Origin of the sequence: Pseudonocardia lutea (genome assembly GCF_042658055.1) — a bacterium.
Classification (GTDB): domain Bacteria; phylum Actinomycetota; class Actinomycetes; order Mycobacteriales; family Pseudonocardiaceae; genus Pseudonocardia; species Pseudonocardia lutea.
In genome coordinates this window covers 44406-65348 of the sequence record NZ_JBHSQK010000032.1, presented here as the reverse complement: position 1 = coordinate 65348, position 20943 = coordinate 44406, and the positions used below count along the sequence as shown (strand labels likewise).

General features: G+C 74.2%; 19 protein-coding genes. 9 read left to right on the top strand and 10 right to left on the bottom strand.

Annotated elements, in window-relative coordinates:
- Positions 1 to 124 precede the first annotated feature (124 nt).
- Both ACFQH9_RS14035 and ACFQH9_RS14030 read left to right on the top strand, forming a co-directional pair.
- Positions 125 to 1090 (top strand): glycoside hydrolase family 18 protein, encoded by a 966-nt coding sequence (locus ACFQH9_RS14035; RefSeq protein WP_379566493.1) that lies wholly within the window; start codon positions 125 to 127, stop codon positions 1088 to 1090.
- Complete coding sequence (locus ACFQH9_RS14030) at positions 1087 to 2031, top strand: hypothetical protein (protein WP_379566492.1); 945 nt, start codon at positions 1087 to 1089, stop codon at positions 2029 to 2031. Before ACFQH9_RS14035 ends, ACFQH9_RS14030 begins: the two co-directional genes overlap by 4 nt.
- A 141-nt stretch (positions 2032 to 2172) precedes the next feature.
- Here ACFQH9_RS14030 and ACFQH9_RS14025 read toward each other — a convergent pair whose 3' ends face one another.
- Entirely contained in the window at positions 2173 to 2526 is a 354-nt protein-coding gene (locus tag ACFQH9_RS14025) for a tetratricopeptide repeat protein (protein WP_379566491.1), read from the bottom strand.
- A gap of 903 nt (positions 2527 to 3429) precedes the next feature.
- Between ACFQH9_RS14025 and ACFQH9_RS14020 the strand changes: the two genes are divergently transcribed.
- Positions 3430 to 4083, top strand: a complete 654-nt coding sequence (locus ACFQH9_RS14020) for an HAD-IA family hydrolase (RefSeq protein ID WP_379566490.1) — start codon at positions 3430 to 3432, stop codon at positions 4081 to 4083.
- A 103-nt stretch (positions 4084 to 4186) separates the two neighbouring features.
- Here ACFQH9_RS14020 and ACFQH9_RS14015 read toward each other — a convergent pair whose 3' ends face one another.
- From ACFQH9_RS14015 to ACFQH9_RS14005, 3 genes are all read right to left on the bottom strand, one after another.
- Positions 4187 to 5725, bottom strand: coding sequence for an acyl-CoA synthetase (locus ACFQH9_RS14015; RefSeq protein ID WP_379566488.1), 1539 nt, complete (start codon positions 5723 to 5725; stop codon positions 4187 to 4189).
- A gap of 78 nt (positions 5726 to 5803) precedes the next feature.
- Positions 5804 to 7411 (bottom strand): acyl-CoA synthetase, encoded by a 1608-nt coding sequence (locus tag ACFQH9_RS14010; protein ID WP_379566487.1) that lies wholly within the window; start codon positions 7409 to 7411, stop codon positions 5804 to 5806.
- Between the two features lie 144 nt (positions 7412 to 7555).
- A complete protein-coding gene (locus tag ACFQH9_RS14005) occupies positions 7556 to 8200 on the bottom strand; it encodes a TetR/AcrR family transcriptional regulator (RefSeq protein ID WP_379566486.1) in 645 nt (214 codons plus the stop codon).
- 58 nt (positions 8201 to 8258) lie between these two features.
- On the opposite strand from ACFQH9_RS14005, the gene ACFQH9_RS14000 reads away from it, so the two are divergent.
- Positions 8259 to 8675 (top strand): hypothetical protein, encoded by a 417-nt coding sequence (locus ACFQH9_RS14000; RefSeq protein WP_379566485.1) that lies wholly within the window; start codon positions 8259 to 8261, stop codon positions 8673 to 8675.
- A gap of 97 nt (positions 8676 to 8772) precedes the next feature.
- Here ACFQH9_RS14000 and map read toward each other — a convergent pair whose 3' ends face one another.
- The gene (gene map / locus ACFQH9_RS13995; protein WP_379566484.1) at positions 8773 to 9540 is read right to left on the bottom strand and encodes a type I methionyl aminopeptidase; all 768 of its coding nucleotides are present in this window, start codon (positions 9538 to 9540) and stop codon (positions 8773 to 8775) included.
- Positions 9541 to 9572: 32 nt separating this feature from the next.
- Between map and ACFQH9_RS13990 the strand changes: the two genes are divergently transcribed.
- The 3 genes from ACFQH9_RS13990 to ACFQH9_RS13980 all read left to right on the top strand — a co-directional run bounded on the left by ACFQH9_RS13990 (position 9573) and on the right by ACFQH9_RS13980 (position 12655).
- Positions 9573 to 9839: a helix-turn-helix domain-containing protein gene (locus ACFQH9_RS13990; protein WP_379566483.1), complete on the top strand. Its 267-nt coding sequence runs from the start codon at positions 9573 to 9575 to the stop codon at positions 9837 to 9839.
- A 5-nt stretch (positions 9840 to 9844) separates the two neighbouring features.
- Positions 9845 to 10297, top strand: a complete 453-nt coding sequence (locus tag ACFQH9_RS13985) for a hypothetical protein (protein ID WP_379566481.1) — start codon at positions 9845 to 9847, stop codon at positions 10295 to 10297.
- Positions 10298 to 10360: 63 nt separating this feature from the next.
- Positions 10361 to 12655 (top strand): FdhF/YdeP family oxidoreductase, encoded by a 2295-nt coding sequence (locus ACFQH9_RS13980; protein WP_379566480.1) that lies wholly within the window; start codon positions 10361 to 10363, stop codon positions 12653 to 12655.
- Between the two features lie 148 nt (positions 12656 to 12803).
- Here the strand turns inward: ACFQH9_RS13980 and ACFQH9_RS13975 are convergent, their stop codons facing one another.
- From ACFQH9_RS13975 to ACFQH9_RS13965, 3 genes are read right to left on the bottom strand one after another with little or no spacing between them, the layout of a single operon-like run.
- Positions 12804 to 13949, bottom strand: a complete 1146-nt coding sequence (locus ACFQH9_RS13975; protein WP_379566479.1) for a pyridoxal phosphate-dependent aminotransferase — start codon at positions 13947 to 13949, stop codon at positions 12804 to 12806.
- A gap of 2 nt (positions 13950 to 13951) precedes the next feature.
- Positions 13952 to 14947, bottom strand: a complete 996-nt coding sequence (locus tag ACFQH9_RS13970) for an alanine racemase (protein WP_379566477.1) — start codon at positions 14945 to 14947, stop codon at positions 13952 to 13954.
- A 9-nt stretch (positions 14948 to 14956) separates the two neighbouring features.
- Positions 14957 to 16627: an SDR family oxidoreductase gene (locus tag ACFQH9_RS13965; protein ID WP_379566475.1), complete on the bottom strand. Its 1671-nt coding sequence runs from the start codon at positions 16625 to 16627 to the stop codon at positions 14957 to 14959.
- Between the two features lie 175 nt (positions 16628 to 16802).
- Between ACFQH9_RS13965 and ACFQH9_RS13960 the strand changes: the two genes are divergently transcribed.
- A complete protein-coding gene (locus tag ACFQH9_RS13960) occupies positions 16803 to 18107 on the top strand; it encodes a multidrug effflux MFS transporter (RefSeq protein ID WP_379566474.1) in 1305 nt (434 codons plus the stop codon).
- Positions 18108 to 18169: 62 nt separating this feature from the next.
- On the opposite strand, the gene ACFQH9_RS13955 is transcribed toward ACFQH9_RS13960, so the two are convergent.
- Entirely contained in the window at positions 18170 to 18703 is a 534-nt protein-coding gene (locus tag ACFQH9_RS13955) for a PadR family transcriptional regulator (RefSeq protein WP_379566473.1), read from the bottom strand.
- A 72-nt stretch (positions 18704 to 18775) separates the two neighbouring features.
- Here ACFQH9_RS13955 and ACFQH9_RS13950 point away from each other — a divergent pair, with 72 nt between their 5' ends.
- Positions 18776 to 20155: a carotenoid oxygenase family protein gene (locus ACFQH9_RS13950; RefSeq protein WP_379566472.1), complete on the top strand. Its 1380-nt coding sequence runs from the start codon at positions 18776 to 18778 to the stop codon at positions 20153 to 20155.
- A gap of 56 nt (positions 20156 to 20211) precedes the next feature.
- Here ACFQH9_RS13950 and yczE read toward each other — a convergent pair whose 3' ends face one another.
- Positions 20212 to 20874 (bottom strand): membrane protein YczE, encoded by a 663-nt coding sequence (yczE, locus tag ACFQH9_RS13945; RefSeq protein ID WP_379566471.1) that lies wholly within the window; start codon positions 20872 to 20874, stop codon positions 20212 to 20214.
- Positions 20875 to 20943: the final 69 nt, after the last annotated feature.

Here is a 20943-nt window from a genome sequence, read left to right as displayed (position 1 = left end):
CGTAACGGTCTCCGTCACTCCTTCGATGGACGGGTAGCACGGCGGTCGCCCGTGCGGCTCCCCGAAGCCGCGCGGAGTAGCCGTCGCCCGCTCCCTGTTGGTCCATCCGGTGGAGGACGCGCCGATGCGGCGATCCCGCGTGCGCCCGGTTGCGCTGCTCGCGCTGCCGTTCGCCCTGGGAGCCGTGCTGCTCGCGTGCGCCGCCCCCACCACGGACCCGGCGCCGGCGCCGCGGGCGGCTCCCGAGGTGCTGCCCTACGTCGACGTCTCGCTGCGGCCCTCCCCGCTGCCCGACATGGTCGCGCAGACCGGGGTCCGCTCGGCCGTCCTCGCCTTCGTGCTCTCCGCCGACGGGAGCTGCACGCCCTCCTGGGGCGGCCAGACGCCGATCACCGACCCGGTGGTGGTCGAGGCGGCGGGCTCACTCGAGCAGGTCACCGTCGCCACCGGCGGCGCGACCGGCACCTACCTGGAGAACGCCTGCCCCGACGCCGAGTCCCTGGCCGGGGCGTACCGCACCGCACTCGCGTCCGTCGGGGCCACCCGGCTCGACGTCGACGTGGAGACCGGGATCGACGCCGCGAAGGTCGCCGGCGCGCTCGCGCTGCTCGAGGGCGTCGACGTCACCCTGACCCTTCCCGTGCAGGACGCCGCGCACGGGCTGACCGCGGCCGCGCTCGACCTGGTCCGCACGGTCGAGGCCCGCGGCGTCGATGCCCGGGTCAACGCGATGGTCATGAACTTCCCCGACGGGGGCGACTGGTCCGGAACGATCCTGCGGGCCACGGACGCGATCGTCGGGCAGCTGGACCGCGACCCGTCGCGGACCGGCATCACCCTCATGCTCGGCCGGAACGACACCGGTCCGGTCACCACCCTCGCCGACGCCGCGCGCGTCGCCGGGGTCGCCCGGGACCGCGGCATCGGCGCCGTCGGCCTGTGGTCCGTGGGACGCGACAACGGCGACTGCCCCGGCAACGCCACCGCGTCCTACGCGTGCAGCGGGATCGAACAGACCCGCTTCGCCTTCACCCGGACGGTCCGCGACGTGAGCGCGGGCCTCGCTCCCCCGGAGGACGTCACCCCATGATCGACGACGAGACCCGCGCCCGGCGGTCCGTCCCGGTTCCCCGCCGGCCCCTCGACGACGTGGACCTCGACGACGCGCCGCTCGGGTCGCCGGCCGCGCCGCTGTTCACCCCGGTGGACCCGCCGCGGAGCGTGCCCGGAGCCTGGGACGCGGGACGGGCGCCGCGAGCGTGGGACGCGACCCGGGTGTCCGACGCGCCGGAGTGGCACGCGACCCGGGTCTCCGACGCCCCGGCGTGGGACGCGACCCGGGTCTCCGACGCGCCGGGGTGGGACGCGGACGCGACCCGCGTGTCGCCGGGGGCCTCGTGGGACGCGCCGGCCGACGCCACGGCCCTCGCCGGCACGCCGGCGATCGAGGCCACCACGGCGATCTCGGCGCGGCGCAGGGCGGAGCTGGCGGCCGAGTCGCCGATCGACGCCACCGCCGCGATCGCCTCCGTACGCCCGGTGTTCGTCGACGAACGGGGCCGTCGCACCCGCGGCATCAAGTTCGGCATCTACAGCGTGGTCGCCGTGTGCATCGTGTTCCTCGCCGTGGTCGGGATCAGCCTCGCCGCCGGGAACCGCGGACCGCTGATGGAGATCCCGCTGCTCGGGGGCGCGAGCCCCGCCGAGGCCAGCGACACGGTCGACACGAACGAGATCGCCCCGCCGCCGGAGCCGGTGGCCGAGGCCCCCGCCCCCACCACGGCCGCCCGGCCCGCGGCCACCACCACCCGCGCCCCCGCCCGGGCCGTCCCGGTCGCGCCGGTGCAGGTCACCACCACGGCCCCCGCCCCCACCACCACGGTCGAGCCCGCCCCGACCACCACGACCGCCCCGAGCCCCACGACTCGCACCCGTGGGCCGCGGAACACCAACTCCGAGGGGGGCGGCAACACCGGCACGGAGACGGCCACCGACCCCGCCCGGATCGCGGCGCCGGTCACCAACCCGTGAGCGAACGGCACTCTCGCTCATACCTGCTGAACGAGAGTGCCGCTCACTCCACCGTCCGCGATCGGTGAGGCACCTCGGCCCCGCTTCCCGAGAACNCTCACACCTGGTGAGCGAGAGCGCCGTTCGATCGGCGCGGAGCGATCAGCTCGCGATCCGCGCGGCGCACGCGTCCCGGTCCCCGGCGTAGGCGGGGTCCTGGGCCGCGGCCAGCCGCAGGTGCGGCAGGGCGTCGGCGTGCCGGCTCTGCCGCTGCAGCGTGCGCCCCAGCAGGTACCGGGCGTACGGGTCGCTCGGCGCGAGCTCGACCGCCCGGGCCAGCGTCTCCTCGGCCCGGCGCAGCTGCGCGGACCGGTAGTACGCCCGCCCGAGGAGCAGGGCCCCGGCCGCGGTGTCGCGCAGCTCGTCGACCAGCGGCGCCAGCAGCTCGAGGGCCTCCAGCGGACGGCCTGCCTCGAGGCTCCCCTCCGCCAGGCGGTAGATCAGTGCGTTCTCCATCGCAGCCTCCCTTCGCGCCGTCCAACCACATACCCCCTCCCCCTATTCCGGCGCCGTGCTCGACCCCTTGCCGCTCTGCTCCCCGGAGTCCCGCGTACCGGCGTCGCGCCCACCACGAGCCCAACGCCCCACACCCGTCGCGCCGCCGCACACCCACCCGATCCGGACCCCACACCGGAGGCGTTCGCGTCACACCTCGTCGACGGGTTGTGCGACGCACCGCCGGATGTGTCAGCTGGGACAGCGCCCACAGCGCCGGGCATTTCGTTCGCGGTGGCGCCCGAGCTTCGACCAACCCCCGCCGGATGTGCAGCCCGGGGAGCGTCCGGGCAGTTCGTTCGCGGCGGCGCCCGAGCTTCCGCCAGACCGCCCGGCGGATGTGCAGCCCGGGGAGCGTCCGGGCAGTTCGTTCGCGGCGGCGCCCGAGCTTCCGCCAGACCGCCCGGCGGATGTGCAGCCCGGGGAGCGTCCGGGCAGTTCGTTCGCGGCGGCGCCCGAGCTTCCGCCAGACCGCCCCTCCCACACCCGACAGAGCTCCGCACAGCTCGTCGACCGGATGTGCCACGAACCTCCTGGGTGTGCGCCAGGCCCACGCCAGGCGTGCGGCGCTCCACCCGTTGTGCGAGGGCCCCCGCCCGTTGTGCAGCGCCCCCGCCCGTTGTGCAACGCCCCCGCCCGTTGTGCAACGCCCCCGCCCGTTTGTGCGGCGCCTCGCCCGGTGCGTGGCGCCCCACCCGATGTGCGGCGCGCCGCCCGTTGTGCCAGGCCCCTCCGGTCGTGCTGCCCCACCACCGCGAGGAACCAGGAGGGAGCGATCACAACCTCCGCACGCCCACATCCGGTGCGCGCCACACCACGGCCCGGAGCTCCGGACGCTGCATCCGTCCCGGATACCGTGCGGGCATGGACCTGGACGACCTCCGCGCGGTGCTGTTCGACATGGACGGCACGCTCGTCGACTCCGACGCCGCGGTCGAGCGCGCCTGGCGGACCTGGTCGGCGGAGTACGGCGTGGCTCCCGGGCCCGTGCTGGCGGTGGCGCACGGCCGCCCGTCGACGCCCACGGTCCGCGAGGCCCGACCCGACCTCGACGAGGCGGGCGTGGCCGCGGCCGCCGCCCGTCAGCTCGAACTGCAGTACACCGATCTCGACGACGTCCGGGAGATCCCCGGCGCCCGCCGCCTGCTCGGCCTGCTCGACGTCCTCGGCCTGCCCTGGGCGGTCGTGACGAGCGCCGACCGCCGGCTGACCGACGTCCGGCTGCGCGCGGCCGGGATCACCCCGCCCCCGGTCGTCGTGACCAGTGAGGACATCACCACCGGCAAGCCGGACCCGGAGGGCTACCTGCGCGCCGCGAAGGCACTCGGCGTGGATCCCGCGGCCTGCCTCGTCGTCGAGGACACCGAGCCCGGGCTCGCCGCCGGGCGGGCCGCGGGCGCCCGCACCGCCGCGCTGCGCGGCCTGCGCGGCGACCTCTCACTCACCGGCCTCGACGACCTCGCCGACCTGCTCAGCGAGTGGGCGCCACCCCTCCCCGCCCGGGACCGCCGCGACTAGCGAGCCGGCGCCACCCCTCCCCGCCTCGGGACCGCCGTGACCAAGGAGTGTGCGTGGTCGTGAGTGGCGACGGCCGCCGGCGACCGTCGCCACTCCCGGAACGTCAGCGGTAGCGCTCCACGATCCGCCGCTTCACCAGCTTGCCCGTGGGCGTGCGGGGCAGGGAGTCGGTGAAGTCGACGGTGCGCGGGCACTTGTAGTGCGCGATCCGGGACCGGACGAACTCCAGCAGCTCGCGCTCCAGCTCCGGCCCCGGTGTCGCCCCCTCCGCGGGCACCACGACCGCCTTGACCTGCTCGCCCATCTCCTCGTCCGGCACGCCGATCACGCCGACGTCGTGCACCGCGGGGTGCAGGGCGAGCGCGTCCTCGATCTCCTGCGGGTAGATGTTCACCCCACCCGAGATGATCATGAAGGACTTGCGGTCGGTGAGGTAGAGCCAGCCGTCGTCGTCGACGTACCCGATGTCGCCGGTGGTCGCCCACAGTGGATGCTCCGGGTGCCGGGACTCGGCCGTCTTGCCGGGGTCGCCGTGGTAGGCGAAGGTCTCGATGTCCCGCTCGAAGTAGATGGTGCCGATCTGCCCGGGGGGCAGCTCCGCGCCGTCGTCGCCGCAGATCCGCAGGATCCCGACCTTGGCCTGGCCCACCGACCCGGGGTGCTCCAGCCACTCGGCCGAGCTGATCCGGGTGGCGCCCGGCGACTCGGTGGAGCTGTAGTACTCCTCGAGCACCGGCCCCCACCACTCGATCATCTTCCGCTTGACCTCGATCGGGCAGGGTGCCGCCGCGTGCACCGCGACCCGCAGCGAGGACAGGTCGTAGCGGTGGCGCACCTCGTCGGGCAGCTTGAGCATGCGGACGAACATCGTCGGCACCCATTGGCTGTGGGTGATCCGGAAGCGCTCGATGTCCGCGAGCGACCGCTCGGCGTCGAACCGGTCCGCGATCACCAGCGTGCCGCCGAGGGCGTGCACCATGGCGCCGAAGCGCAGGGGCGCGGAGTGGTACTGCGGCGCCGGCGAGTAGTAGACGGAGTCGCGGCCGAAGGCGTAGGCCTCGCCGAAGCCGGTGAGCATCGGGTCGCCGGGCTCGTCGACCTGCCGCTCCGGCAGTTCCCGCTTGATCCCCTTCGGGCGTCCGGTGGTGCCCGAGGAGTAGAGCATGTCCATGCCGCAGGGCTGGTCCTCGAGCGGGCCCGGCTCGTGCGCCGCGAGCGCCGCCTCGTAGTCCTCGTGCCCCGGGATCGGGCCGCCGACGGCGAGGCGCAGCTCGACCTTCGGCGTCTCGGCCACGATCTCCTCGGCCGTGCCGGACAACGCCGCCGAGACCACGAGGACCCGCGCCTCGCAGTCCGACACGATGTAGGCGACCTCGGCGGGCGAGAGATGGCTGTTCACCGCGGTGACGTAGAGCCCGCAGCGCAGCGCCGCCCAGTAGACCTCGAACACCTCCGGGCGGTTCTCCAGCACGAAGGCCACGTGGTCGCCCCGGCTCAGCCCCTGCGCGAGGAACACCCGCGCGAGCTGCCCGGAGCGGTCGTCGAGCTCCTTGTAGGTCTGGCGGAGCCCGTCGAGCGGGCCGCCGGACATGATGGTCGCGATGTCGTCCGGCGCCTGCCGCGCCCAGGTCCCGGGGTACATGTCAGCTCACCCTGCCGGCGGTGCCGGCCTGCCCGTCGTTGCGCACCCCTCGTTTCTAGCCGCCTGAACGAACGATCGCTAGACCTCGTTCGCCAGATCCGCGTGCTGCACCCGCAGGTCCTTCTTGAGGATCTTGCCGCTGGGGTTCTTCGGCAGGGCCTCGGCGAACACGACGTACTTGGGCCGCTTGTAGCCGGCGAGCACCTCGCGGGCGTGCGCGTCGACCTGCTCGCGGGTCAGTTCCACGCCCTGCTTGGGCACGACGACCGCGGTCACCGCCTCGATCCAGTGCGGGTGGCTGATGCCGAACACCGCCACCTCGGCCACGCCGTCGAGCAGGTAGAGCGCCTCCTCGACCTCGCGGGAGGCGACGTTCTCCCCACCGGTCTTGATCATGTCCTTCTTCCGGTCGACGACGGCGAGGTAGCCGTTCTCGTCGACCACGCCCAGGTCCCCGGAGTGGAACCAGCCGTTCCGGAAGGCCGCGGCGGTCTTCTCCTCGTCGTTGTAGTACCCGAGCGCGGCGTGCGGGGAGCGGTGCACGATCTCCCCGACCTGACCGGGAGGCACCTCGTTGTCCTCGTCGTCGACCACCCGGGTCTCCACGTTCAACGACGCCCGCCCGGCCGAACCGGCGTGCGGCAGCTGCTCGTGCGGGCGCAGGATCGTGGCCAGCGGGGACATCTCGGTCTGGCCGTAGAAGTTCCAGAACTGCACCTCCGGGAGCCGCCGCGACAGCTCGCGCAGCACCTCCACCGGCATCGCCGAGGCGCCGTAGTAGCCCTTGCGCAGCGACGAGAGATCGCGGGTGTCGAAGTCGGGGTGGCGCAGCAGCGAGATCCACACCGTGGGCGGGCAGAACAGCTTGGTGACCTTCTCCCGCTCGATGGTCTCCAGCAGCCGGGCCGGGTCCGGGCCGGGCAGGATGATCGAGGTGGCGCCCAGGTAGACGTCGACGGAGAAGAAGCAGTCCAGCTGCGCGCAGTGGTACATCGGCAGCGTGTGGACCTCGACGTCGTCGGCGCTCATCCCGCCGTCGACGATGCAGGACACGTACTGGGAGATCAGCGACTTCGACGACAGCATCACGCCCTTGGGCCGGGACTCGGTGCCCGAGGTGTACATCAGCCGCAGCGGGTCGTCGTCGGCCACCAGCACGTCGGGAGCCTCGGCGGAGCCGGAGTCGATCCAGGTGTCGACGTCCTCCCACTCCCCGGTCGGCGCCGCGCCGGACAGCGGGATCCAGCCGCGCACCCCGCCGGAGAGCCCGGCGCTCGCGAGCGCCTTCTCCGCGGTCGGGGCGAGCGCGTCCTCGGTGACCATGCCCGACGCACCGGAGTGACCGAGGATGAACGCGATCTCCTCGGCGTTCAGCATGAAGTTCACCGGGACCAGCACGACGCCGAGCCGGGCGGTGGCGAAGGCCAGCACCGCGAACTGCCACGAGTTGTGCGACAGCAGCGCCAGCCGGTCGCCCTTGCCCAGGCCCTTGCCGGCCAGGTTGTTGGCGCAGCGGTTCACCGCGGCGTCGAACTCGGCGAAGCTCACCCGGCGCTCGCCCGCGACCACCGCGAGCTTGTCCGGGTAGCGCAACGCCGTGCGGCGCAACAGGTCGCCGAGCGAGTGCTGACGGGCCCGGGCGATCGCCTCGGCGGTCTGCGGGGTGAACTGTGCGGCATCGGACACGGCACGCATCCTGCACGAACGGTCGCCGGGTCGACACCCCCGGGACTCACCGCGAGGTCAGTTTCCTCCAGACCGAACCGGTGCGCCGGCGTTGCGGCGACCTCGTCGGGCATCCCTCTCGGCAGGCCGAGCAGGGCGGGCCGCTCACTCGACGCAGCCCAGCCGGGCGGCGCCCGCGACCATCGCGCGCGTCAGGGCCTCGGGGGTGAGCCCGGGTGGCGCGGGCGCGGTGGCCGCGGTGGTGCGGAGCCCGTCGAGCACGAACGCGGCCATCCGCTCCCACGCGTGCGGCGCGGCCTCGGCCGTGCGGTGCACCAGCCCGGCGTTGGCCATCAGGAGCAGTCCGAGGTCCTCGGGGGTGACGTCGGTGCGCAGGTCGCCCGACCGCTGCGCCCGGTCCACGAGCTCGGTCAGCCCGGCCACGACGCGCCCGCGCAGGGCCTCCAGCTCGGGCTCGGTCGGGACGCTGAGCGTCAACAGGTCGGCGAGGCCGCGGTCCGCGGCCTGCATGCGCAGCACCGTCAGCACGTAGGTCCGGAACCCCGTCCACGGATCGGGCTCGGCGAGCGCCTCCTCGGCCGCGCGGGCGAAGTCGCCCAGCCGCTCCGCGAACACCGCGGCGGCCAGCGCGCGGCGGCTGGGGAAGCGCCGGTAGAGGGTCGCGTTGCCGACGCCGGCCCGGCGCGCGATCTCGTCGAACGGCGCCTGCAGGCCCTGCTCGCCGAACACCGCGCGGGCCGCCGCGACGAGGGCGCGACGGTTGCGCTCGGCGTCGGCGCGCAGGGTCACGCCGCACACCGTAACGGACCAAACGGGGAGCACTCCCCACTTGTGTTAGCGTCCGGGCATGGCGTTGGCGAAGCTCCGGGAGCTCCCCGGACGGATCAGCAGCGGCGGTTTCGTGCTCCACTCCGGGCTGGAGAAGTGGAAGGCCGGCCCGGAGCAGGCCGCGGGCGTGTACGGCATGGCGACCACCGCCTACCCCTTCCTCAAGCGGGTCCCGCAGGAGCAGTTCATGAAGGCGCTCGCCGCGGGCGAGATCGCCACCGGCGTCGCACTGCTCGCGCCCTTCGTCCCGGCCGCGGTCGGCGGGGCGCTGCTCACCGCGTTCGCGGGCGGCCTGCTCGGCCTCTACGTCCGGATCCCGGGCCTGCGACGGCCGGGCAGCATCTGGCCGAGCCAGCAGGGACTGGGGATCGCGAAGGACGTCTGGCTCGCCGGGATCGGCGTGGGCCTGCTGGCCGACGGCATCACCCGCGACTGACCCCACCTCGCGAGTCGGCGCTCCCGGGCGACCGAACCCCACATCCCGGGACGTCCCGGGAGGTGCAACTCGGTCGCGCGAGAGTGCCGACTCGCGGTCAGGGCAGGGTGAGGATCCGCGGGCCGTTCTCGGTGATCGCGATCGTGTGCTCGGCGTGCGCGGCACGGCTGCCGTCCGCGGTGCGGATCGTCCAGCCGTCGCGGTCGTGCCGGTAGGAGTCCTTCCCGCCGGCGTGCAGCATCGGCTCGATCGCGATCACCAGCCCGGGCCGCAGCTTCAGTCCCCGGCGGGGCTTGGCCTCGTTGGGGACGTGCGGCTCCTCGTGCATCGACCGGCCGACGCCGTGGCCGCCGTGGTCGGCGAGCATCCCGTAGCCCGCCCCGCGCGCGACCTGACCGATCGCGTACCCGACGTCGCCCATCTGGGCGCCCGGCTGCGCGGCCGCGATGCCGGCGTCGAGGGCCGCCTCCGTGGTCGCGATCAGCTTCTCGTCACCCGGGTCCCCGTTCCCGACGACGACGCTGAAGGCGGCGTCGGCGCACCAGCCGTCGAGGTGGACGGCGAAGTCCACGCTGAGCAGGTCCCCCTCGCGTAGCTTGGTGCGCGACGGGATCCCGTGCACCACCGCGTCGTTCACGCTCACGCACAGCACGCCCGGGTACGGCCCCGGCGCCCAGCGCGGGTGGTAGCCGCGGAAGCTCGACACGGCCCCCGCCTCGGCGATCATGTCGGAGGCCAGCGCGTCCAGCTCGCTCGGCCGGACACCGGGCGCCGCCCGCTCGCGGATCGCGGCGAGGATGCGGGCGACCACGGACCCGGCGGCATCGATCGCGTCGATCTCCCCGGGCGTCTTCAGCTCGATCACGCTGATAACTATACCGGTATTAGTATGACGGCATGGTGCGCGTCCCCCTGACCCCCGAGGACCGCGAGCGCGGCGAGCGGCTGGGCGCCCTGCTGCGCGCCGCCCGGGGCGAGCGCAGCATCGGCGACGTCGCCGCGGCCGCGGACATCTCGCCGGAGACGCTGCGCAAGATCGAGACCGGGCGGATCCCGACACCCGCGTTCTTCACCGTCGCCGCGCTGGCCGCGGAGCTCGGCCTCGGGCTCGACGCGCTGGCCGCCTGCGGCCGGAGCAGCGCCGACGCCTCCCCCGCGGCCTGACGCGCATGGCGAACGACCCGGCCGCGCTGCTCGCGCGGGTCCGCAGGGCCGCGAAGGGCACGCCGTACACCGTCACCGCCACCGCCGCGGGCTTCGAGCTGGTCGCGGAGGTGAGCAGCCCGCCCGGGGCGCGCGGTCGCCGTCGTCGCGAGGTCCTCACCCACCGGGTCGCGCTCGACGCGGTCACGGGCACCTACCGGGTCACCGACTCGCGGGCCCCGGTGCCCGGCGCGGCGGAGGAGTCCGGCGACTCGCGCTCGCTGCTCGCCGGCTTCGGCCGGCGCCCCGACTCCGCCGAGCAGGTGGGTACCGACGGCCACCGGATCGTCGACGACGCGGCCGCGGCCCTGGGCTGGACCCGGCTGCGGTCCCCGCTGGAGCGGCCGGGTGTGGTGCTCGTCGCGCTCCTCGGCTTCTGCGTGCTGCTGCTCGTGGTCGCGCTCGTCCTGTTGCTCTGAGGCCTCGATCTAGACTCGGGTCGCCGGCTCCCCACCGGCCCGCACGATCGCCGGAGGTTCCCCGTGTCCACCACGCCCGACGCCACCCCTGCCCCCGCCACGAGGGTCGACGCCGAGGAGTCGCACCTGCGGGTGGGTCGGCCGGCCACGCATGCGGCGGGGTTGAAGGCGGTGCGGGTGTCGATGTCGCGGGCGCTCAAGCAGATGGGGCCGGTCAAGTCGGCGCGGAACCTGTTGACGCTCAACCAGGTCGACGGGTTCGACTGCATGTCCTGCGCCTGGCCGGACCCGACCGATCATCGGCACACCGCGGAGTTCTGCGAGAACGGCGCCAAGGCCGTGTCCTGGGAGGGCCAGCGGGACACGGTCGGGCCGGAGTTCTTCGCCGCGCACCCGATCTCCGAGCTGGAGCGCCAGTCCGACCACTGGCTCGAGAAGCAGGGCCGACTGACGCATCCGATGGTGCGCCGGGCCGGGGCCGACCACTACCAGCCGATCTCCTGGGACGCGGCGTTCGCGCTGGTCGCCTCGCACCTGCAGGCCCTGTCCAGCCCGGACGAGGCGGTGTTCTACACCTCCGGGCGGGCGTCGAACGAGGCCGCGTTCGTCTACCAGCTCTTCGCCCGCGCCTTCGGCACCAACAACCTGCCGGACTGCTCGAACATGTGCCACGAGTCCACCTCGGTCGCCCTGGCCCGCACCATCGGCATCGGCAAGGGCTCGGTCTCGCTGCAGGACATCCACGAGGCCGACCTGATCGTGATCTCCGGGCAGAACCCGGGCACCAACCACCCGCGCATGCTCTCCGCGTTGGAGATCGCCAAGCAGCACGGCGCGAAGATCCTCGCGATCAACCCGCTGCGCGAGGCCGGCCTGCTGCGCTTCGACAACCCGCAGAAGCCCACGGGCCTGGCCGGGCGCGGCACCGGGCTGGCCGACCGCTACCTGCAGATCCGCTCGAACGGTGATCTCGCCCTCTGGCAGGCCATCGGGCACCTGCTGCTGGAGCGCGGCGCCGTCGACCGCGACTTCGTCGCCCGGCACACGGTCGGGTTCGACGCCTGGGCCGCGCACATCCGCGACCTCGACCGCGCCGCCGTGGTGGCCGCCACCGGCCTGGACTGGGCCGAGATCGAGGCCGCCGCGGAGCTGTTCGCGACCTCGCAGCGGATCGTGAACTGCTGGGCCATGGGCATCACCCAGCACCGCAACGCCGTCGCCACCATCGGCGAGTTCGTCAACGTCGCCCTGCTCCAGGGCATGATCGGCAAGCCCGGCGCCGGGTTGTGCCCGGTCCGCGGGCACTCCAACGTCCAGGGCGACCGCACCATGGGCATCTGGGAGAAGGTCCCGGACGCCTTCCTCGACGCCCTCGGCGCCGAGTTCGGTTTCGCACCCCCGCGCGAGCACGGCCACGACGCCGCCGCGGCGGTCCGCGCCCTGCGCGACGGGAAGGCCCGGGTCTTCATCGGGCTCGGCGGCAACTTCGCCGCCGCCATGTCCGACACCCACGTGACCGAGGCCGCCCTGCGCTCGGCCGCGCTGACCGTGCAGATCTCCACCAAGCTCAACCGCAGCCATCTCACCGCCGGCCACGACGCGCTCATCCTGCCCACCCTCGGGCGCACCGAGCAGGACCGCACCGGCGGGCGGGTGCAGCGGGTCACCGTCGAGGACTCCATGTCCGCGGTGCACGCCTCCCGCGGCCGCTCCGAGCCCGCCGGCCCACACCTGCGCTCCGAGGTCGACATTCTCTGCGGCATCGGGTCGGCCACCCTCGGCGACCGGTACGGCATCCCGTGGGCCGACTTCGCTGCCGACTACTCCCGAATCCGGCAGTCGATCGGCCGGGTCGTGCCCGGCTGCGAGGCCTACGACGAGAAGATCAGCCGCCGCGGCGGGTTCACCCTGCCCCACCCGCCCCGCGACACGCGCACCTTCCCCACCCCCGAGGGCAAGGCCGTGTTCACGGTCAGCCCGCTCGAGGTCGCCACGGTCCCCGAGGGGCGGCTGGTGCTGCAGACCATCCGCAGCCACGACCAGTTCAACACCACCGTCTACGGCCTCGACGACCGCTACCGCGGCATCCGGTCCGGCCGCCGCGTCGTGTTCATCAGCCCCGCGGACCTGGCCGAGCTCGGGTACCGCGACGGCGACCACGTCCACCTCGTGTCCGAATGGGACGACGGGATCGAGCGCCGCGCGGAGAACTTCCGGCTCGTCTCCTACGACACCCCGAAGGGTTGCGTCGCCGCCTACTACCCCGAGACCAACCCTCTCGTGCCCCTCGACTCCCAGGCCCTCGACTCCGGCACCCCCACCTCGAAATGGGTCGTCGTCCGCCTCGAACGGGTGTGAACGGCGCACCCGGCGGCGCGCCGACGAGGTCGCGGTCTCGACGCCGGAACGGGCAGCGGCACGGCCCGACGGCAGTGTGATCACACTGCGCTCGAGGCCGTGGTCCAGGCGCGTTGTGGAGCCATGCTGCACACTCGCTCGGCGTGCGTCATGGCGTCGTCGTGCGATGCAGGCGGGTGACCGCCTCGCGGAGCACCTCGTCGCGCTTGCAGAAGGCGAAGCGGAGCAGGGTCGGGGCGAGGTCCGGGTCGTCGCAGAACACGCTCACCGGGACCGCGGCCACACCGAGCCGCTCGGGCATGGCCCGGGCGTAGGCCGCGGCGTCGGTGACGCCGAGCGGGGCGAGGTCGGCGACTACGAAGTACGTGCCGCGCGGCTCGAACACCCGCATCCCGGCCTCGCGCAGGCCCTCCGTCAGCAGGTCCCGCTTCGGCCGCAGGTCGGCGGAGATCGCGGCGAACACCTCGTCGGGCAGGGCCAGGGCGTTCGCGACGGCGGGCTGGAAGGGAGCGCCGCCGGCGAAGGTCAGGAACTGCTTGACCGCCCGCACGGCCGCGACGAGCCCGGCCGGCCCGTGCACCCACCCGATCTTCCAGCCCGTCACCGAGAAGGTCTTGCCCGCGCTGGAGATCGTGAGGGTGCGCTCGGGCATGCCCGGCAGGGTGGCCATCGGGACGTGCTCGGCGTCGAAGGTCATGTGCTCGTAGACCTCGTCGGTGATCACGACGGCGTCGTGCTCGATCGCGAGGTCCCCGATCGCCCGGAGGGTGTCCGGGTCGAACACCGCGCCGGTCGGGTTGTGCGGGGTGTTGACCAGCACCGCCCTCGTCCGCGGCCCGAACGCCGCGCGCAGCTCGGCCGGGTCGGGCCGGAAGTCCGGGGCGCGCAGCGGGACGGTCCGGCGGGTCGCCCCGGCCATCGCGATCACGGCCGGGTACGAGTCGTAGTACGGCTCGAAGACCACCACCTCGTCGCCCGGCTCGCACAACGCGATCACGGCCGACGCGAGGGCCTCGGTGGCGCCCATGGTGACGAGCACGTCCCCGGCGTCCAGCGAGTAGAAGCGCTTCTGGTGCGCGGCGACGGCCTCGCGCAGCGCGGGCAACCCCGGCGCCGGCGGGTACTGGTTGACCCCGCCCTCGGTGATCGCGGCGGCGGCGTCGGCCAGCAGGGAGGCGGGCCCGTCCGTGTCGGGGAAGCCCTGGCCGAGGTTGATCGCCCCCGTGCGCACGGCGAGCTGGGTGATCTCGGCGAAGATCGTGGAGGTGAAGGGGCGCAGCCGCGGGACCAGCACGGCTACCACCCTCGCATGTCGACGGCCCAGCGTTCGGCGACCTGGTCGCCGTCGACCAGCCACATCGCCTCGTGCAGCGCGACGGTCGGGTCGACGTGCGCCGGCACCACGCGGATCCGGTCGCCCACCCGCAGCCGCAGGTCGCCGGGCGCGAAGGTGGTGTGCTCGTCGGAACAGAACCAGACCTGGGCGCCCGGGATGGTCGGGTTGCCGTGGTCCATGCCCAGCGCCTTGAGCCCGACGTCGACGACCGCCCACTCAGCCGACACCGAGACCACCGTGCCCAGCACGAACACGGCCTGCTCGAACGGGTGCCCGAGCTGCGTGTAGGCGCTGTCCATCAGCGCGTACGACCCGGCCTGGATCTCCGTGGCCCACTCGTTGACGTCGTAGGTGCCGGTGCCGCCGGCGCTGACGATCTCGCCGCCGACCTCCCGCGCCGCCGTCGCGAGCTTCTCCATCGCCTCGCGCACGAGCCGGCGCCGCTCCTCGGCGGGCTGGACCATCATCAGGTGGCCCTCGTAGCCCATCACGCCGCGGACCTCCAGGCCGTTGCGCCGGGCGAGATCGGCCAGGTCACCGGCCTTCTCGGGCGGGCAGCCGCAGCGGGGCAGGCCGACGTTGACGTCGATCACCACCTCGAGGACGTTGCCGCGCAACGCCGCCGCGATCGTCTCCCGGGAGTCCACGGCGAGCGTGATCCGGGCGCCGTCGCGGACGAGCGTGCCCAGCCGGGAGGCGTCGACGACCTCGTTGGCCAGCAGCAGGTCCCCGCCGAGGCCGTGCTCGGCCATGACCTCGCACTCGCGGATCGTGGCGCAGGTGAAGCCGGGATGGCCGTTGTCCCGCTGCCAGCGCGCGAGCGACGTGCACTTGTGCGCCTTGACGTGCGGGCGCAGCCGGGCCCCGGGGAGCGCCGCGCTCATGGTGTCGAGGTTGCGCCGGAGGGCGCCCCGCTCGACGAGCAGCGCAGGGGTGGTGAGGTCGTCGACGCGCACGAGCGGACGCTACAGGCCGGGGGCGGACAGGCGGGCCAGGCGGCGGAGGGCGCCGGGGGCCACCTTGGACAGCGCGTAGGCGGTGCGGCTCTCCACCGTGAGCAGCCGGATCGGCCGGTTCGCCTCCACGGCGGCGACCACGGCGTCGGCGACCTTGTCCAGCGGGTACCGGCGGCGCTTGAGCAGCCGGTCGGTGGAGCGGCGCCGCTCGGCCGCCGTCGCGTCGTCGACCCCGACGAACCGGGCCGAGCCGCCGATGTCCGTGGGCAGGAAACCGGGGCACAGCGCCGTGACGCCGATGTCGTCGTGCGCGAGCTCGGCGCGCAGGCACTCCGACAGCATCAGCACCGCCGACTTCGTGGCGCAGTAGGCCGGCAGGAAGGTCGTCGGGGTGAAGGCGGCCGCGGAGGCCACGTTGACCAGGTGCCCGCCCTCGCCGCGCTCCCGCATCCGGGCCGCGAACAGCCGGCAGCCGTGCACCACGCCCATCAGGTTGACGTCGACGATCGCCCGCCAGTCCGCGGGCCCGTGGTCGAGGAAGGGGCCGGAGACCGCGATGCCGGCGTTGTTGACCACGACGTCCGGCACGCCGACCTCCGCGCACACCCGGTCGGCGAGCGCGGCCATCGCGTCCGGGTCGGCGACGTCGACCTGGTACGCGTGCCCGCCGGTCTCGAAGGCCGTCTGCCGGGCGGTCGAGACCTCCTTGTCGGCCGCGACGACCACGGCGCCGCGCCGGGCGAAGCCGCGGGCCACCGCGCGGCCGATCCCGCTGCCCGCCCCGGTCACGAGGACGACGCGGTCGGTCCACCGGCCGGGGGTCGGCCGCGTCCGGCGTGGGGCCGCCTCCGGCCGGGCCACGGCCTCGACCAGCTCCCGCACGCAGCGGGCGACCACGTCGGGACGGCTGCGGGGCAGCCAGTGCCCGCCGGCGACCCGCCGGAAGCGGAAGTCCGCCGCGAACCGCTCGGCGCTCGCCTGCAGGGCGGGGGTGACGTACCGATCCCCGGTGGGGGCCAGGACCTGCACCGGGACCTCCGTGCGGCGCTCCCCGCCGCCCCGGCCGAGGTTCGCGCGGTAGAGCTCGAGCCCGCGCACGGCGTCCCGCGCCGCCGGCCGCGGGACGCGCTCGCGCCGGGCGACGAGCCCGCCCGCCAGCCCCGAACGCCAGAGCAGTTCGGGCAGCACCGGCAGCTGGAAGAAGCCGACGTACCAGGAGCGGCCCAGCTGCCGGAGCCGGTCGCGCAGCCGCGCGCTGCGCCCGAACGCGCCGATGTGCGCCAGGCACGGCCCGGAGATCGAGGTGAAGGAGGCGAACCGCGCCCGCAGCGCCGGGTCGGTGACCGCGTGCCAGCCCTGGATCGACCCCCAGTCGTGCGCCAGCAGGTGCACCGGTTCCGCAGGCGCGACGGCGTCGAGCACGGCGACGAGGTCGGCCGCGAGCCGCTCGATCCGGTAGCCCGCGCGCTCGGCCGGCGCCTGCGAGGCGCCCGCGCCGCGCACGTCGTAGGTCACCACCCGGAACGTGTCCGCCAACAGGGGGACCACGGCGTCCCACACGGTGTGGTCGTCCGGGTAGCCGTGCACCGCGACGACGACCGGGGCGCCCTCCGGCCCGGCGAGGTGGACGGCCAGGTCCAGGCCGTCCGGGGTGCGGACCGTGCGTGCCTCGCTGCGCATGGGCCGGAGCGTAGCTACTCGCCGGTACGTGACCCACGGCACACTCCTCCGGGGAACCGGAACAGGGCGCCGGTCATCCGACCTTGAAGCACTCGGAACACCACCGGCGGGTACGAACACGACCGAGCGACGTCGCCGGGCGATCCGGACCCGTGAGCACCAGGAAGGCCCCGCCGTGCCCACACCACTCGCGACGCCCGCGCCCACCCCGGGCCGGGCCCGCATCGCCCTGCTGCTGGGCGCGCTCATCGCGCTCGGTCCGCTCACCATCGACATGTACCTGCCCGCGCTGCCGGGCATCGTGACCGAGTTCGCGACGACCTCGTCGACCGTCCAGCTCACGCTGACCGGCACGCTGGTCGGCCTCGCACTGGGCCAGCTGTTCATCGGCCCGCTGGCCGACGCCGTGGGCCGCCGCAAGCCCCTGCTGATCGGGACCGCGCTGCACGTCGTGGCGTCGCTGCTGATCGTGGTGGCCCCGACCATCGCCGTGCTCGGCGCGCTCCGGGTCCTGCAGGGCGTCGGCTCCGCCGCGGGCGCCGTCGTCGCGATGGCCGTGGTCCGCGACCTGTTCACCGGCCGCGCCGCGGCGACCCTGCTGTCCCGGCTGATGCTCGTCATGGGCGCGGCCCCGGTGCTCGCGCCGACCGTCGGCGGCGAGCTGCTGCGGGTGGCGGACTGGCGCGGCGTGTTCGTCGCCCTGGCCGTGTACGGGCTGGTCATCCTGGGCGTGCTGTTCGTCGCCCTCCGCGAGACGCTGCCGCCGGAGCGTCGGCGCAGCGCCGCCGTGGGCCCGACACTGCGGGCCTACGGGACCCTCTTCCGGGACCGCGTCTACGTCGGCCTGATCCTGGTCGCCGGGTTCGCCATGGCCGGCATGTTCGGCTACGTCTCCGGCTCGAGCTTCGTGTTCCAGGAGGGGTTCGGGCTCGACGCCCAGGAGTTCGGCCTGCTCTTCGGCGCCGGAGCGGTCTTCCTGATCGGCGCCACGCAGGCCAACGCCGCGCTGCTGCGCCGCTTCGAGCCGCGGCAGCTGCTGCTCACCGCCAGCGTGTCCGGGACCGTCGCGGCGGCCGTGCTGGCCGTGCTCGCCGGCACGGGGACCGGCGGGCTCGTCGGGGTGCTCGTGCCGCTGTGGGCGGTGCTGGCCTCGGTCGGCCTCGCCCTGCCCAACGCCCCCGCGCTCGCCCTGTCCCGGCACGGCGAGCGGGCCGGGACCGCGGCCGCGCTGCTCGGCGCCGTCCAGTTCGGCGTCGGCGCCCTGACCTCGCCGGTCGTCGGCCTGCTCGGCAACGACGCGCTGGCCATGGGGCTGACCATCGCCGGATCGCAGGTGCTCGCGCTGGGTGTGCTGCTCGCCGTCGTCAGGCCGTGGACGCTGGGGGACATCGACGGGGAGGTCGACGAGGCCCCCGCGGTCGGGATCGCCGCGGCGGAGCGGGCCCGCGAGCTCGAGGACGAGCGCCCCGCCGTCGCCTGAACCGTCCGACTCCTCGACGGCCCCGGCCCTCCGCCGGGGCCGTCGGTGTTCTCGGGGTGCTCTCAAGCCCCCTGCTCGCGCTCCAGGCGCTCGATCGCCCAGACCGCCCAGTCCCGGACCGCCTCGTACTGGCGCAGCCCGAACTCCGCCGCGAGCTGGCCGAACCCCTCCGCGCCGGTCATCGGGGCCGCGGCGTGTTCCTCGCGGACCTTCCGCAGCTCGGTGACGCCCTGGTCGGTCGACTCGGCGATCCGGCGCAGCACGACGAGTGCGTCGGCCGGCTCGAGCGCCGACAGCAGGAACATGCGCAGCACCTGCTCGTTGCGGACCTTGGCCTGCTTCGGCGGGGTCAGCAGCCAGGTGCGCAGCTCCTCGCGGCCCGCCGGGGTGACCGCGTAGGTCCGCGCCCCGCGGGCGCCCTCGTGCGCGACCTCGACCAGGCCAGCCTCGGCCAGCCGGTTCAGCTCCGGGTAGATGCTCGTGTGGCCCGCCTGCCACGCGTACCGGCCCAGGTCCCGCTCGAAGGCCTTGGTCAGCTCGTACCCGCTCCGGGGGTGGACCGAGAGCAGACCCAGCAGTGCGTGCGGCAGCGACATGCGCCCAGCCTACCTGTCGATATCGACATGTCACTATTGACAGGTAGGCCGTGGAGGGTGCACCGTTCTTCCATGACGACGGAGACGCCGCTCTACCTGCAGGGCCACCTCGCCCCGGTGCCGGACGAGATCGAGGCCGTCGACCTGCCCGTCACGGGAACGCTCCCACCGGAGCTCACCGGCCGGTACCTCCGGAACGGGCCGAATCCGCTGCCGGGGCAGGATCCCGGGCACTGGTTCGCGGGCCAGGGGATGCTGCACGGCGTGCGGCTCCGCGAGGGCCGCGCCGAGTGGTACCGCAACCGCTGGGTGCGCACCGGGACGATGGAGGGGCGCGCCTTCCTCCGGCCGGACGGGACCTTCGACCGCACCGCCGTCGTCGCCAACACGCACGTGATCGAGCACGGCGGCCGGATCCTGGCGCTGGTCGAGAACGGCTTCCCCTACGTCGTGACGCCGGAGCTGGACACGGTCGGGCCGGACGACTTCCGCGGCCGCCTCACCACCGCGATGACCGCGCACCCGAAGAGCGACCCGGTGACCGGCGACCTGCACTTCTTCGGCTACGGCGCGCTGCCGCCGTACCTCACCTACCACCGGCTCTCCGCGGCCGGCGAGCTCGTGCGGAGCGCCGAGGTGCCGGTCGCGGGGCCGACCATGATGCACGACTTCGCGATCACGGACCGGCACGCCGTGTTCCTCGACCTGCCGATGACCTTCCGGCTGCAGAAGGGCATGCCCTACGGCTGGGACGACACCTACGGCGCCCGGCTGGGCGTGATGCCGCTCGACCGGCCCGGTGAGGCGCGGTGGTTCGAGATCGAGCCCTGCTACGTCTTCCACGTCGGCAACGCGTACGAGGACGCGGCGGGCCGGATCGTGCTCGACGCCGCCCACTACACCCGGGACGCGATCAAGGCCGCCTGGGAGACCATCGGCCCGAGTCCGTCCGGGCACACCTCGGCCGCCGCGGCCGCCGGGGTCGCCACGCTGTACCGCTGGACGATCGACCCGGCCGCCGGCACCGTCACCCAGGCGCAGCTCTCCGAGGAGGGCCTGGAGTTCCCGACCGTGGACGACGCGCGGGTCGGCCGGGCGAACCGCTACCTCTACGCCGTGTCCGACACCGAGGGGATCCTGCAGCACGACGCCGAGCGCGGGAGCGTCGCGGCGCACGGCCTCGGGCCGGACGTCGTCGCCGGGGAGGCCGTGTTCGTCCCGTCCGGGGCGCCGGACCGGGGCGAGGCGGACGGCTGGCTGCTCTCGATCACCACGACCCGGGACGGGAAGGCCTCCGAGCTGCTCGTCCTCGACGCCACGGACGTCGCCGGCGCGCCCGTCGCCCGGGTGACGCTGCCGCGCGGGGTGCCCGCCGGCTTCCACGGCTCGTGGATCCCCGACAGCGACCTTCCCGCCGAGCGCAGCGAGAATCAGGACGAGGACGATCGATGACCACGGGGCCGAGGCCTACGCGAGGGAGGCGCTGTGGATCGTGACCTTCGTCGGCCTCATGGGGTGGAACGGCTGGTACGTGCGGCGGGCGCAGAAGCGGCGGGCGCCCGGTCACCCCGCACCCGGAACAGCGGGAGGAAGGCCTGCGTGAGCGGGCCGATCGCCAGCGCGTAGAGCACCGTGCCGATCCCGACGGTGCCGCCGAGCAGCCAGCCCGACGCGAGCACCACGACCTCGATCGCCGTCCGCACCAGCCGGATCGACCGGCCGATGCGGGCGGCGATGCCCGTCATCAGGCCGTCCCGCGGGCCCGGCCCGAGCCGCGCGCCGATGTACGCGGCCGACGCCACGCCGTTGAGCACGATCCCGCCGGCCATCAGGGCCACGCGCGCGGGCCACGCGTGGGCCTCGGGGATCAGGGCCAGGGCGGCGTCGACGGACAGGGCGATCACCACCACGTTGGCCACCGTGCCGACCCCGGGCCGCTGGCGCAGCGGGATCCACAGCAGCAGGACCACGGCGCCGGTGATCGCGGTGATCAGCCCGAAGCTGAGCGGCAGCCGGGTCTCCAGGCCCTGGTGCAGCACGTCCCACGGGTTGAGCCCGAGCGCCCCGCGGACCTGCATCGCCATCGAGGTGCCGTAGAGCGCGAGTCCGGCGAGCAGCTGCGGGAGCCGGCGGAGCGGGGCGTGGGTGACGGGGAGCGGGCGGAGATCCACCCTCCCATCGTCCGTCGAGGTGGCCTGGTACGAAAGGGCCAATCCGCGCGCGGTGGTTACGAGTGGAAG